11 protein-coding genes are annotated in these 13,987 nt (G+C 70.7%); 5 read left to right on the plus strand and 6 right to left on the minus strand.

Annotation, left to right across the window (positions count from 1 at the left end; all coding sequences use genetic code 11):
* Positions 1–181: 181 nt before the first annotated feature.
* Together ABH940_RS26185 and ABH940_RS26190 are read right to left on the minus strand one after the other, a co-directional pair.
* Positions 182–1,774 carry an MFS transporter gene (locus tag ABH940_RS26185; RefSeq protein ID WP_370063832.1) on the minus strand — a complete coding sequence of 531 codons (1,593 nt, stop codon included), beginning with the start codon at positions 1,772–1,774 and terminating at the stop codon, positions 182–184.
* Positions 1,775–1,908: 134 nt separating this feature from the next.
* Positions 1,909–2,991 (minus strand): phosphatidylinositol-specific phospholipase C domain-containing protein, encoded by a 1,083-nt coding sequence (locus ABH940_RS26190; RefSeq protein WP_370063830.1) that lies wholly within the window; start codon positions 2,989–2,991, stop codon positions 1,909–1,911.
* A gap of 248 nt (positions 2,992–3,239) precedes the next feature.
* Between ABH940_RS26190 and ABH940_RS26195 the strand changes: the two genes are divergently transcribed.
* Positions 3,240–4,415 carry a metallophosphoesterase gene (locus ABH940_RS26195; protein ID WP_370063828.1) on the plus strand — a complete coding sequence of 392 codons (1,176 nt, stop codon included), beginning with the start codon at positions 3,240–3,242 and terminating at the stop codon, positions 4,413–4,415.
* A gap of 75 nt (positions 4,416–4,490) precedes the next feature.
* Positions 4,491–6,098, plus strand: coding sequence for a hypothetical protein (locus ABH940_RS26200; RefSeq protein WP_370106309.1), 1,608 nt, complete (start codon positions 4,491–4,493; stop codon positions 6,096–6,098).
* A gap of 46 nt (positions 6,099–6,144) precedes the next feature.
* On the opposite strand, the gene ABH940_RS26205 is transcribed toward ABH940_RS26200, so the two are convergent.
* Together ABH940_RS26205 and ligD are read right to left on the minus strand one after the other, a co-directional pair.
* The gene (locus ABH940_RS26205) at positions 6,145–7,209 is read right to left on the minus strand and encodes an NAD(+)/NADH kinase (protein ID WP_370065558.1); all 1,065 of its coding nucleotides are present in this window, start codon (positions 7,207–7,209) and stop codon (positions 6,145–6,147) included.
* Entirely contained in the window at positions 7,210–8,220 is a 1,011-nt protein-coding gene (gene ligD, locus ABH940_RS26210) for a non-homologous end-joining DNA ligase (protein ID WP_370065559.1), read from the minus strand.
* A gap of 103 nt (positions 8,221–8,323) precedes the next feature.
* On the opposite strand from ligD, the gene ABH940_RS26215 reads away from it, so the two are divergent.
* On the plus strand, positions 8,324–9,382 hold the full coding sequence (locus ABH940_RS26215; protein WP_370065560.1) for an ATP-dependent DNA ligase: 1,059 nt from the start codon (positions 8,324–8,326) through the stop codon (positions 9,380–9,382).
* Between the two features lie 19 nt (positions 9,383–9,401).
* On the opposite strand, the gene ABH940_RS26220 is transcribed toward ABH940_RS26215, so the two are convergent.
* Positions 9,402–10,676, minus strand: a complete 1,275-nt coding sequence (locus ABH940_RS26220; RefSeq protein WP_370106310.1) for an MFS transporter — start codon at positions 10,674–10,676, stop codon at positions 9,402–9,404.
* Between the two features lie 264 nt (positions 10,677–10,940).
* Here ABH940_RS26220 and ABH940_RS26225 point away from each other — a divergent pair, with 264 nt between their 5' ends.
* Both ABH940_RS26225 and acs read left to right on the plus strand, forming a co-directional pair.
* Positions 10,941–11,585: an acetate uptake transporter gene (locus tag ABH940_RS26225; protein ID WP_370065563.1), complete on the plus strand. Its 645-nt coding sequence runs from the start codon at positions 10,941–10,943 to the stop codon at positions 11,583–11,585.
* Between the two features lie 63 nt (positions 11,586–11,648).
* Positions 11,649–13,670, plus strand: coding sequence for an acetate--CoA ligase (acs, locus tag ABH940_RS26230; RefSeq protein WP_370065565.1), 2,022 nt, complete (start codon positions 11,649–11,651; stop codon positions 13,668–13,670).
* Positions 13,671–13,676: 6 nt separating this feature from the next.
* Here acs and ABH940_RS26235 read toward each other — a convergent pair whose 3' ends face one another.
* A complete protein-coding gene (locus ABH940_RS26235; RefSeq protein WP_370065566.1) occupies positions 13,677–13,940 on the minus strand; it encodes a hypothetical protein in 264 nt (87 codons plus the stop codon).
* Positions 13,941–13,987 lie beyond the last annotated feature (47 nt).

Below are 13,987 nucleotides of genomic sequence, written 5' to 3' on the forward strand. Positions count from 1 at the left end.
CAGGCTAGATCGTCGGACGCTCAGAACCGGGCGCAGCGCGGCGGTGGTCAGCCGCAGATGGACTACGGCCAGGACGAGACAGGCGGCGGCCATGGTGCCCCAGAGGACGGTCGTCCCGACCGCAGCAGTGGCTGCGCGGCAACGGTGCCAGGAGCAGCAGTCGGACGGTGTGTGGCATACGTCAGGCGGTCTCGGTCGCGTCCGGTATCCCGGCCGGCTCGGTCGGCTCGGTGGAACCGGCCCGCTCGGCGTGCTCGGCCTGGACACCGCGTTGGAGGCCCACGAGGGCGATCACGGCGGTGACGGCCATGATGCCCGCCATGCCGTAGAAGACCGTCTGGCAGGCGTGCGCGAAGTCCAGTTGGATCCAGTGCGGGATCGGCGCGCTGCTGCTGCCGCTACCCGTGCTGCCGCTCCCGCCCTGCTTGGCCGCGGCGGCTGCCGCAGCGTTCGCCACCGCGCGGGACGCGCCTTGGGCGACCAGGGAGTCGGCGATCTGCGACTGGAAGACCGAGATCATCACCGTGCCGAGGATGGCCAGGCTCAGGCTGGAGGCGTAGTTGCGCACGGTCTGGGTGATGCCGGTGGCCTCGCCGTAGGAGAGGCTGGAGGCGCGGTTGACCGCGTCGGTGTTGGAGGGGCCGATCATCAGGCCCATCCCGGCGCCGGCCAGGATGATGTACGAGGTCATGTGGCTGAGGTTGAGATCGGGCATCTTGCTGGCCCAGAGGTAGAAGCCGACCGCCGAGAGCACCGAACCGGCCACGACCGGTCGCTTGGCGCCGATCCGGTCCAGCATCCGGCCGCCGATCTGGGCCGTGACGATGAAGCCGATGAAGAAGTACAGCAGCGTCACACCGGCCTGCTGCGCGGACTGTCCGAGGGCCACCGACGCGTACTCGCTGGCGAAGAAGAACATCGGCAGGAAGACCGTCATCGACAGGCCCAGCACCAGGCACTGGACCGCGAAGGCGCGGTTGCGGAAGATCGAGACGTCCATGAGCGGCGAGGGCCGTCCGCGCTCGAAGCGGAAGAAGAACACCAGCAGTGCCGCGCCGAGCGCGATCGACAGCCAGATCGCCGGGTTGGACCAGCCCCAGACGTGCGACTGCTGGAAGCCGAAGACGCTGAGTGCGACGCCGCCGCCGATCAGCGCCAGACCGCGGTAGTCGATCGGCGCGGGGCGGTACTGCGTCTGCGGCTTGGAGATCCAGATCAGCAGCAGCGCGACCAGCGCCACCGGAACGTTCACCCAGAAGATCCCGCGCCAGGTCCACTCGGTCAGGTACCCGCCGAGGATCGGGCCGACGGCCGTCAGTCCGCCCGCGATGCCGAAGAAGAGCGCCAACGCCCGCCCGCGCTCGCGGAGTTCGTAGGTGTTGACGACGATGGCGAGCGCCGCCGGGTACATGATCGCGCCGCCGAGGCCCTGGACGGCACGGAAGGTGATGATCCAGCTCTGCGCCAGCGCCCCGGTGGGCGTCAGGCCGCACAGTGCCGAGGCGGCGGCGAAGACGATGACGCCGAGGGTGACCATGCGGCGGTGGCCCAGGGTGTCGGAGAGCCTGCCGCCGTAGGCGAAGAGCGCGGCCATGGCCAGCAGATAGGAGTTGATGGCCCACTGCATGCCGGTGCCGGTCAGGTTCAGTTCGCTCTGGATCTTCGGCGCGGCGATCGAGACGATCGTCTGGTCGATGAAGGTCATCGCCACGGCGAAGATCATCGCCGCCAGGACCACGCCTCTTCGGCCTCCGGCGGCACCGTTCCCACTCATGCGCACACTCCCCCTGCCGTCCCCTGACGTCCCTACAGGGGCCAGACGGTAGCACCGGGCAGTGACAGCGGCGGAGTATCCGTGCGGCTTCTGCGGAGCTTCTGAAGGCCGGCTGCACCCGTCCGCGTGCGGGTTCAGCCCGTTGCGCCGTCCCGGTTCAGGACGGCGTCGATCAGGGCGTAGCCGGGGTAGTCCATCAGCACCACCCCGGTGCGACCCGAACTGCCCTGGCTGTTCAGGTAGTTGAGCGCCAGCTGGTTGACGCCGGTCTGCCACAGGTAGCCGCCCGCCACGTCCGCCGGGCCCGCGCCGAAGGGCGAGCAGTTGGCGGAGAGGTAGGTGGTGAACATCGCGCCCGTCGAGTCGGCGCCCGCGGCGGCGATGTTGGATTGGGCCTCGCCCCACTTGGTCGAGGTGGTGCACTGGGTCCAGTCGTTCTCGACGTAGGACCCGGCGCCGGCGCCGGTCAGCTGGGACAGGCCGTAGCCGGGGTAGACCTCGCCGAGCGGGCCGGTGAAGGTCGTCAGCACGATGTGGCCGCGGACCTGACCGAGTGTCGGCATCGCCGCCGTCGACGTCCCGGTGACGGTCGGCGCGTAGAAGAGTCCGGGATAGCGGGCCAGGTAGCTCTGCAGGATCCGCATCCGGTCCGCGGCGGTGGTCGACGCGGGGTCGTCCGCGCAGTGGCCGACGCTGGAGGTGCCGCTGCCGCCCTCGGTGGTGTCCGCGTCGCACTCGCCGTGCAGGTCCATCAGGATCGTCTCCCCCGGATGCGCGGCCAGGAACGTCTGCGCGTGGGTGAGCACGTCGTCGAAGTTGGCGTTCTGGTAGACGTCGGTGTGGTGGATCGCGAACGCCGTGCCGTTGTTGACGACCCGTACCCGGATGTCGATGGCACGGATCCCGGCGTCGAGCTGCGCGGTGAGCGTGGCGGCGCTGTCGCCGTGGTCCTCCTGCGCCTCGTACGCCCAGGGCGCGAGGCCGCCGTGGATGGCGAGCGTGTCGTGCGTCCCGGGGACGGACAGCGTGCCGAGCCCGGTGCTGTCGGGCAGCCCGGCCATCCAGTCCGTGTGGCTCTGCTGGGTCAGGCTGTCGAAGGCGGGCGTGGACGTGGTCGGCTGTGCGGAGGCGGCGCCGCCCCCGACGGTCGCCGCCAGCAGCACGGCGAGCGCGGCGGGGGTGAGCAGACGGAGCGCGGTGCGAGACGTGAGGCGCATCTGATCTGGAGTCCTCTCCTAGGGATGACCGAACCATGACAGGGCGCCGAACGTGGCAGCCCGTTCGATTACCGGATAGTAGGGACTGGGCGCCTCGCTTGGAAGAGGTCGGAGATGACGGTTTGTCAGCCGGCTGGTCGCGAAGGGCAGTCGGAGTGTTCATCGGAGCGTTAGGACACGTTTGTATCAGCTGTTAGATCGACGGCTTAACGTGCGGTGACCGATTCTCCCGTGGAAGGACCTCGCACATGCGCCGTGCCACCAAGCTCTCCGCCGCAGCCGCCGGACTCGCCGTCCTCGCGGTCACAGGCACCGCCGTCGCAGTCGGAAACCGGCACGGCAGCGACAACGACTGGCCCTACGCGGGCCACGGCGTCGGTGCCGCGTCGTACACCCTGGCGGCGGTCGGTGACATCGCCTGTGAGCCCGACGATCCCGAGAACTCCGCCACCCCGACCTCGCTCAAGTGCGGCAGCCCCACCCTGGGCGGCATGAGCGCCGAGTTCGCCACCGCGAAGCAGGCCACCGACATGCACCCCGACGTCGTGGCGCTGCTGGGCGACGAGCAGTACCAGGTCGGCAAGTTGACCGACTTCGAGCAGTCCTTCGACCAGGCGTGGGGCGGCCTGAAGATGCTGGAGCGTCCGGCGCCGGGGAACCACGAGTACTACGCGTACGCCAAGAAGGGCGACAACGAGGCCGCGCAGAACGGAACCGGCTACTTCGACTACTTCAACGGCCATGACCAGTCCGGCGCGCCGACCACCCAGGGTCAGGCCGGTGACGACAGCGCGGACAACCAGGGCTGGTACTCCTACGACCTGGGCAACTGGCACATCGTCTCGCTCAACGCCGAGTGCGACTCCGACGAGTTCAAGCACGACTGCTCCACGACGGACAACGGCCTCCTCGCCCAGGAGACCCAGTGGCTCGCGAAGGACCTGACCGCCAACCAGCGCCCGTGCACCATCGCCTACTGGCACCAGCCGACGTTCAGCGCCACGACGGCCTCCACCGCCACGGTCCCCGCTTCCGCGCCGGGAGCCGGCGGCGTCGAGGGCGCAGCGGCCGACGCGTGGTGGAAGCTGCTCTACCAGCACCGCGCCACGCTGATCCTCAACGGCCATGAGCACGCCTACGCCCGGCTGCGCCCGATGAACCCGGCGGGTCAGTACGACCCGACCCACGGCATCCCCGAGTTCGTCATCGGCTCGGGTGGTGAGGCCCTGGACACCCTCGCGGGCACGCAGGGCGACTACGCCAACCCCAACGTGGTCACCGCTCAGGCCAGCGCATTCGGCGTCATGAACTTCACGCTCAAGCCGCACGGCTACAGCTGGGACTACAAGCCCGTGCTGCCCGGCCCGGGCTTCGACGCGAGCGCGCTGCAGTACAGCGACTCCGGTAGCGGCAGCTGCAACTGACGATTCGTCAATCTCTTGCTCCTTCTTCCTGACGTTCTTCCTGACGTCGACCGTCCTCTTCCCAGGAGTATCCCGATGGCCTCCCGCCTCGCCCTTGCCGCCGCTGTCGGTGGCGTCCTGTCCGGTCTGGTGCTGTTCCCCGGTACGACCGCGACTGCCGCGCCCGCGCACCGTCCGGCCGGGCCGAACCACGTCCTCCTCCCGGGACACCTCATCCTGTCCCGCACGGTCTACACCGCCGGCACGGACACGATCGTCCCCGGTGTCACCCAGCTGCCGCCCGGCTGCACCACCGACTGCGTGACCGCCGTCGCCGACGGCGGCTACCCGGAGGTCTTCAACAACGAGTCGGTCGACGGGAGTTTCGGCGTCACCTCGCCGATCCTGCTCGACACGGTCACTCCGTCCGGCCACACGATGCGCACGCTCGACGTGCCGTCCGGCACGAACGGCGACCACCTGGTCTCCAGCTTCTCCTCGAAGTCCGAGCTGGGCCTCAACCTCTCCACCGACGCCAGCGCGCTCACGTTCATGGGCTATGTCGCGCCCGTCGGCGCGATCGACGTGTCGAACTCCAACACCCCTGGGGTCGTCGACCCGACCAACCCGGTCAGCGCCTCCTACTACCGCGCGGTCGCCGAGCTGCACGGCAACGGCAGCCTCAGCTACACCGAGACCAACGCCTACAGCGGCAACAACGGGCGTGCCGCGATCCTCGACAGCGCCGACGACAAGCTCTTCATGTCGGGCAACGCCGGCAACGGCGGCAGCCCGGAGCCGGTCGGCGTGATCGCCGGCGCCGGTGCGCAGATCACCACGTCGTCGACGCTGCCGGAGAGCCAGCAGCAGGTCGGCCAGCCGACCCCGGTCGGCGGCTTCAGCATCACCGAGCTGGGCGACAAGGCCGACAAGGTCGGCAAGGACACCAACTTCCGTGGCCTGACCGTCCACGACAACGTCGTCTACCTGACCAAGGGAAGCGGCGGGAACGGCGTCAACACCGTCTACTTCATCGACACCACCGGCAAGGCCTGCCCGAGCGGCGTCGGCCTCCCGGCACCGGGCGCGGCGCTGCCGACCTCGGCGGTGTCGTACAACCCGGCGACGCTGCAGGCCACCGGCCTGCCGGAGAACATCTGCGTCCTGAAGGGCTTCCCCACCGCCACGAAGTCGACCACGTCGTTCCCGTTCGGCGTGTGGTTCGCCAACGACACCACGATGTACGTCGCCGACGAGGGCAGCGGCTCGAACACCTACGACCCGGCCACTGGCACCTACACCGACGCCGCCGCCCAGACCGGCGCCGGACTGCAGAAGTGGGTGCTCAGCGACGGCTCGTGGAAGCTGGCGTACACCATCCAGAACGGCCTCGACCTCGGCACGCCCTACGCCGTCTCCGGCTACCCGACCGGTGACAACTCCGTCACCGGCCTGCCGTGGGCGCCGGCCACCGACGGCCTGCGCAATCTCACGGGTGAGGTGAACCCGGACGGCACGGTCTCCCTCTGGGCGGTCACGTCCACGGTCTCCGGCGCGACGGACGAGGGCGCCGACCCCAACCGCCTGGTCCGGGTGACCGACCACCTCGACGCGACCAGCGCGGCGGGTGACACCTTCCAGACCCTCCGCACGGCCCGGTCCGGCGAGGCGCTGCGCGGCATCGTCTACGTCCCGGGTAACTAGCCGGGCCGGGTAGCTAGCCCGTACGTACCCGGCAACCGGCGAGGCGCTAGCGGGCCGCGGTCGGAGGCAGCAGGCGCAGGTCGGCCAGGTCCGGTGGGACGGGGGAGTCGGGGCGGAAGAAGAACGGCGCCGACTCCCCGTCAGAAGCCGTCGCGGGCGCGTCGGTGAGCTGGAACCGGTCCCGCAGGCGGCCGTAGAAGTCGGTCGGGTGGATGCGGATCAACCGGACCCGTTGCGGGGCGCGGTAGACGCCGATCCAGTCGCCGGGGTCGAGCACCCCGCGCAACTGGCCGTCGATGGTGACCACCGCCCGGCCGGAGTGCGGCAGGATGCGCAGCGCGACCGGCTCGTCGGGGGCTGCCACGACACTGCGGTTGAAGGTCATGTGGGGTGCGATCGGCGTGAACACGACGGCGTCCATGTGCGGGGAGAGCACCGGACCCCCGGCCGAGAAGGAGTAGGCGGTGGAACCGGTGGGCGTGGCGACCACCAGGGCGTCGGCCGAGTAGGCGGCCAGCAGTCGGCCGGAGATGTAGACGCCGGCACTGACCTGGCGGTCCCGGGCGAGCTTCTCCACGACGACGTCGTTGAGGGCGTTGACGTCCAGGGCCATCCCCCAGCCGCCGCCTTCGGTGCTCTCCGGCCGCACCGGTGGGGGCGGCAGGGCAGGACCGCGACCGAAGTGGAGGAAGGACTCCAGCTCCTTCGGCAGCTCGGGTGGCCTGGACGCCCGCATGGTCAAGGTCATGCGTTCCTCGACCAGGGCGTGGCCGGTGTGGACGGCGTCCAGGGCGGCGGTGACGTCGTGGGCGGGCACCTCGGTGAGGAAGCCGACGTGGCCCAGGTCGACGCCGAGCACGCTGGCCGAGGTCTTCACGGCGATCCGTGCGCCGCGCAGGAACGTCCCGTCCCCGCCCAGGGTGACGACCAGGTCCGGGTCTCCGGCCGCGTGCGACTCGTCGCGGCCGGAGCGCCGGTGGTGGTCCGCCCAGACGTCGATGTCGGTGCACGGCAGGCCGTGCGCCGCGCACCAGGCCCGCACGGTCTGTGCGGCGTCCCTGGCGGCGGCACGGCCCTGGTGGACGACGAGTCCGACGCGGTGCACGGCCATCTACGTGTCCGAGCGGGCGCGGCTCGGCTGGACCCGCTTGGGCTCGCCCGGCATCTTCGGGTACTCGGGTGGGTACGGCATGTCGCCCAGGCCGCGCTCCTCCTCGTCCTGCCGGGCCAGCTCCAGAGCCGCCGTCAGGTCGAAGGCGTGGTCCTCCATGTCCGCGTGGACGTCGCCGAGTTCGGCGTAGCGGCGCGGCATGGTGACGATGTCGAACCGGTCGGGGCGGGCCGCGTCCAGCTCCTCCCAGCGCAGGGGTGCGGAGACGGGGGCGTTGGGGTGCGGGCGGACCGAGTACGCGGAGGCGATGGTGCGGTCGCGGGCGGTCTGGTTGAAGTCGACGAAGATCCGGCTGCCGCGCTCCTCCTTCCACCACGCGGTGGTGACCCTCTCGGGCATCCGGCGTTCCAGCTCCCGCCCGATGGCGATCACCGCGCGCCGTACCTCGACGAAGGTCCACTCCGGGCGGATCGGGACGAAGACGTGCAGGCCGCGACCGCCGGAGGTCTTCGGCCAACCGGTCAGGCCGAGTTCGCCGAGCACCTCGCGGAGCCGGTGCGCGGCGTGGACCGCGTCGGTGAAGTCGGTGCCCGGCTGCGGGTCGAGGTCGATACGGAGCTCGTCGGGGTGGTCGGTGTCGGAGCTGCGGACCGGCCACGGGTGGAAGGTGAGGCAGCCGCGGTTGACCGCCCAGAGCACGGCGGCCGGCTCGGTCGGGCACATCTCGTCCGCCGGCCGGCCGCTGGGGAAGGTCACCCGAGTGCTCGGAATCCAGTCGGGCAGGTCGCGCGGGACGCGCTTCTGGTAGAAGGCCTCGCCGCCGATGCCGTCGACGAAGCGCTGCAGCGTCGTCGGCCGGTCGCGGACCGCGCGCAGCGCGCCGTCCTGGACGGCCTCGAAGTAGCGGGCCACGTCCAGCTTGGTGTAGCCGGTCTCGGGGAAGTACACCTTGTCCGGGTGGGTCACGCGCACCGCGCGCCCGCCGATCTCGAGCTCCAGCGCGTCCGCCATGACGTCCACCGTAGGGCGGCCTTCGGGGCTGCGCCTGTCGGGAGTGCGCCTGTCGGGCGGAGCCGGGACTGCGGAGACCGGACCCAGGCAGCAGAATCGGCTCATGGACCTGCCCGTGATGCCGCCGGTCAAGCCGATGCTGGCCAAGTCCGTCAAGGCGATCCCGCCGGGGATGCTCTACGAGGCCAAGTGGGACGGCTTCCGTGCCATCGTCCACCGCGACGGGCCGGAGACGGTGATCGGCTCCCGCACCGGCAAGCCGCTGACGCGTTACTTCCCCGAGCTGGTCCGCGAGCTGGAACGGCAGCTGCCGCAGCGCTGCGTGCTGGACGGGGAGATCGTGCTGGTCCGCGGCGACCGGCTGGACTTCGACGCGCTGACGGAGCGGATCCATCCGGCGGCCTCCCGGGTCAAGCTGCTCTCGGAGCGGACGCCCGCCTCGTTCGTCGCGTTCGACCTGCTGGCGCTGGGGGACCGCAGCCTGCTGGACGCCCCGCAGCGCGAGCGCCGCGCCGAGCTGGAGCAGGTCCTCGCCGGGACCGAGCCACCGCTGCACCTCGCGCCCGCGACCCTGGACCAGGCGGAGGCGCAGCAGTGGTTCGAGCGGTACGAGGGCGCGGGCCTGGACGGCGTGGTGGCCAAGCCGCTGGACCTGCCCTACGCGCCGGACCAGCGGCAGATGTTCAAGATCAAGCACGAGCGCACCGCCGACTGCGTGGTGGCCGGCTACCGCGAGCACAAGAGCGGACCGGTGGTCGGCTCGCTGCTGCTCGGCCTGCACGACGCGGACGGGCGGCTGCAGCACGTCGGCGTCTGCGCCTCGTTCCCGATGAAGCGGCGCGCGGAGCTGGTCGAGGAGCTCGCGCCGCTGCGGATGGGGACGGCCGAGGGCCATCCGTGGGCCGCGTGGCAGGACGAGGACGCCCAGGCGAGCTCGCGGCTGCCGGGCGCGACCAGCCGCTGGACCGGCACCAAGGACCTGTCCTGGGTGCCGCTGCGGCCGGAGCGGGTGATCGAGGTCGGCTACGACCACATGCAGGGGGACCGGTTCCGGCACACCACGCAGTTCAAGCGGTGGCGTCCGGACCGGTCCCCGGAGAGCTGCGACTACACCCAGTTGGACGAGCCGGTCGGCTACGACCTCAGCGCGATCCTGGGGTAGCGAGGGTAGCGAGCGATCCTCACGTGGCGACAGGCTCCGCCACGGCGTTCGGGACGGCGTCCGTCGCAACGTCCGCGGGCGCGGCCAGAACGCCCCCCGGAGCCGCAGCACGCGGGCGGTAGGCGAGGGCCAGCCCGGCGAGAACGGTGCCGATCAGGCCGGCCACGACGAAGCCCCAGACGGGGGACGAGTGGTCGATGACCGAGCCCGCCAGCGGCGCGCCCAGCGAGCCGCCCAGCGTCAGCGCGGAGCCCTGCAGGCCCATGGCCTGACCGCGTGCCGACTCCGGGACCGACCGGCTGATGGCCTCGGCCGTCGACGCGATCGTGGGCGCGCAGACCAGGCCCGCTGGCAGCAGCGCCAGCGCGGCCCAGGTCCAGCCGTGGGCGGCGACGACACCGATCGGGACGGTGCCCAGACCCAGCATCAGCATCAGCACCGGCAGCCGCAGCGGCTTGGCCGTCGTCCCGTGCCAGAAGCCGCCGATCAGGGAGGCGGTGCACCAGGCGATGATGGTCACGCCCGCCCACTGGGTCTGCCCGACCGCACGCAGCGACGCCACCACGGAGACCTCGGTGCCGGAGAGCACCAGGTTGGCCGACATGCAGACGGCCAGCGTCAGCAGTAGCCCCGGGTGCAGCCAGAACGGGCGTCCGCCCTTGACGGTCTCGGTGGCTGTCGACGCCGCCTCGGCGCCGGGCAGGCCCGGGGTGAGGATGCGGCCGAGCGGCCAGAGCGCGGCGGCGCCGGCCAGCGTCAGCACGCCGATGGCCAGCATGGCCGGCTCGGCCCGGTGCAGGCCGGTGACCACGAGGACGGCGACGGCGGGGCCGATCATGTAGGCGACCTCGACGATCATCGAGTCCAGCGCGAACGCCTGCCGCCGCTGCCCGCCCGGAACGTGCACCGAGACGGCCTGCCGGATCGCCGGGAAGACCGGCACCGCGACCAGCCCGCCGACCAGGGTGGCCGGGAGCAGCGCGTCGTACGGGAGGAACGGTGCGGCCAGCCAGAAGACGCTCTCGGCCAGCCCGGTGACCACCAGCACCGGCCGCACCCCGTGCCGGTCCACCATCCGGCCCAGCACCGGGCTGCCCGCCGCCACGCCTATGGTCAGCGCCATCGCGGCCAGGCCTGCGGCGCCGTAGCCGCGGTGCAGGTCGAGCACGATGTGCAGGGTCAGCAGCATCCCTTTGGCCGTCGACGGGACGCGTGCCAGCAGGGCGACGGCGAACAGCGACCTGGTGCCGGGTATGCGCAAGACGGAGCGGTAAGGACTGAACAGACGGTGCATGGGTTTCCTCCGGCGTGATCATCGCAGATCCGCGGGTTTCGCTGTCCGGAATTTCCGGCGGCCTGCCGGTGCCGGGGAGGTGCCGGGCCGGGTCTGCGCGCCCGCTTTCTGCCGAGGAAACGTTTCCGCTGGTCAGAAGGGGTGCTTTCGAAACATAAAAGCGTCCGTGTTTGTCAGCTGTACGGGGGGCAAAAGCAGCCGTACTGTGATTTTCGTGACGTCCTGTGCGACGTCCTGATCGAGCCTCTTGGAAGGAGCACGGTCATGAGCAACGAAACCCCCACCGCGTCATCCGGCTCGTCGTCCAGCCCGCTGACGACGAACACCCCCGCGCCCGCGTACGCCGATCCGGCGCCGCTCGGGCTGGCCGGCTTCGCGCTGACCACCCTGGTGCTGTCGTTCGTCAACGCCAACATCATCAAGGAGACCGGCGCGATCCTCGTCGTGCTGGGCCTGGCCGCGTTCTACGGCGGTCTGGCGCAGTTCGTGGCCGGCATCCTCGAATGGCGGCGGGGCAACACCTTCGGCCTGATGGCCTTCTGCTCGTACGGCGCGTTCTGGCTGTCCTACTGGTGGATCATCACCCATGTCACCCTGCGCACCGGAGACGTCCACCAGGCGATCGGTCTCTACCTGATCGGCTGGTGCATCATCAGCGCCTACCTGACCCTCGCCGCGTTGCGCACCAACCTCGCGGTGGTCGTCGTCCTCGCGCTGCTGACGCTGGCCTTCCTCTTCCTGGGCATCGGCTACTTCCAGAACGGCGTGCCCGTGCCGGACACGATGATCAAGGTGGGCGGGTGGATCGGCATCTTCACGGCCGCCGCCGCGTTCTACGCATCCGCCGCGACCGTCGTGAACGCCCAGCACAAGCGCACCGTGCTGCCCATCCCGCCGTTGGAGCGCTGACACCCGGTCGCCCCGACGAGCTCGTCGTCGCCAAGAGTCCGTCGTCCCAAGGAGGAACTCACCATGGCTGCGGAAGAGGCAGCAAAGGGGACAGCGCAAGGGGCGGCGCAGGAGACGCTGTCCAACCTGCTCCACGAGGGGCGGCGGTTCCAGCCGCCCGCTGCGCTCGCCGAGGCCGCCAACGTCCGCGCGGACGCCTACCAGGCCGCCCGCGCGGACCGGCTCGCCTTCTGGGCGGAGCAGGCCCGACGGCTGCACTGGGACCAGGAGTGGACCGAGGTCCTCGACTGGAGCGGCGCGCCCTTCGCCCGCTGGTTCGTCGGGGGACGGCTCAACGTCGCCTACAACTGCGTCGACCGGCACGTCGAGGCGGGCCACGGAGACCAGGTGGCCTTCCACTTCGAGGGCGAGCCCGGCGACCGACGCTCCGTCACCTACGCGGAACTCCAGCGCGAGGTGTCCAAGGCGGCCAACGCGCTGACCGAACTCGGCGTCCGGGCGGGGGACCGGGTCGCCATCTACATGCCGATGATCCCGGAGACGGTCGTCGCGATGCTGGCCTGCGCCCGCATCGGTGCGCCGCACTCGGTGGTCTTCGCGGCGTTCTCGCCGAGCGCGCTGCGCTCGCGGATCGACGACGCCCGGGCCAAGGTGCTGATCACCGCGGACGGGTACAACCGCCGCGGCGCGTTGGTGCCGCTCAAGCCGAACGCCGACGAGGCAGTCGGCGCGGGCGGGGCCGGCGAGTCCAGCGGCGTCGCCGGCAGCATCGAGCACGTGATCGTGGTCCGCCGCACCGGCCAGGAGGTGCCCTGGACCGAGGGCCGCGACCTGTGGTGGGACGAGCTGATGGAGCGTCAGTCCGACCGGCACACCCCGGAGTCGTTCGACTCCGAGCACCCGCTCTTCATCCTCTACACCTCCGGCACCACGGGGAAGCCGAAGGGCATCCTGCACACCACCGGCGGGTACCTGACCCAGGTCGCCTTCACCCACAACGCCGTCTTCGATCTCAAGCCGGACACCGACGTCTTCTGGTGCACGGCGGACGTGGGCTGGGTGACCGGCCACTCCTACATCGTCTACGGGCCGTTGGCCAACCGGGCCACCAGCGTGCTCTACGAGGGCACCCCGGACACCCCGGACAAGGGCCGGTTCTGGGAGAACGTCGACCGCTACGGCGTGACGCTCATCTACACCGCGCCCACCGCCATCCGCACCTTCATGAAGTGGGGCGACGAGATCCCGGCCCGGTTCGACCTCTCCTCGCTGCGGGTGCTCGGCTCCGTCGGCGAGCCGATCAACCCCGAGGCGTGGATCTGGTACCGGGAGAACATCGGCCGCGACCGCTGCCCGATCGTCGACACCTGGTGGCAGACCGAGACCGGGGCGATGATGATCAGCCCACTGCCGGGCGTCACCGCCACCAAGCCGGGTTCGGCGATGACCCCGCTGCCGGGGATCTCCGCCGAGGTGGTGGACATCGACGGCAAGCCGGTGCCCAACGGCAGCGGCGGACTGCTGGTGATCGACCAGCCGTGGCCGTCGATGCTGCGCGGCATCTGGGGCGACGACGAGCGGTTCCGGGAGACGTACTGGGCGCGCTTCGCCGACCAGGGCTACTACTTCGCGGGCGACGGTGCCAAGAAGGACGAGGACGGCGACATCTGGCTGCTGGGCCGGGTCGACGACATCATGCTCGTCTCCGGGCACAACATCTCGACCACCGAGGTCGAGTCGGCGCTGGTCTCCCACCCGGCGGTGGCCGAGGCCGCAGTGGTCGGCGCGGCGGACGAGACGACGGGCCAGCGCATTGTCGCCTTCGTCATCCTGCGCGGCGGGAACGAGGAGGTCCCCACGCTCGTCGAGACGCTCCAGGCGCATGTCGCCAAGGAGATCGGGCCGATCGCCAAGCCGCGGCAGATCCAGGTGGTTCAGGAGCTGCCCAAGACCCGGTCCGGCAAGATCATGCGACGGCTGCTGAAGGACGTCGCCGAGGACCGCGCCCTCGGGGACACCACGACGCTCACCGACGCGTCGGTGATGGACCTGATCGCGGCCAAGCTCCCGCACGCGGCGGAATAGGAGCTCTCAGGAGACGGTGATGTGGGTGTCCATGCCGAGGGCCTTGTGGCCGTCGACCGGGCACCAGAGTTCGTAGCTGCCCGGCTTCAGGGTGACCGAGAGGTCGGCCTTGCCGCCGGGCGAAAGGATCGGCGTCTGGTGCGTCGGGACGCCGGGACCGGAGATCGCCAGCGCGTGCGAGACGGTCCCGGCGTTCTGGGCGACGAAGGTGTAGGCGCCGGGCTTGAACGCCGTGGTGGAGAGGGTGAGTTTGAACTCGGTCTCCTTCACCGTGACGTTCGTGCCTGTGCCTGTGCTCGCGATCGCGCTCGTGGCAG

Source organism: Streptacidiphilus sp. BW17 (genome assembly GCF_041262485.1).
GTDB lineage: Bacteria > Actinomycetota > Actinomycetes > Streptomycetales > Streptomycetaceae > Streptacidiphilus.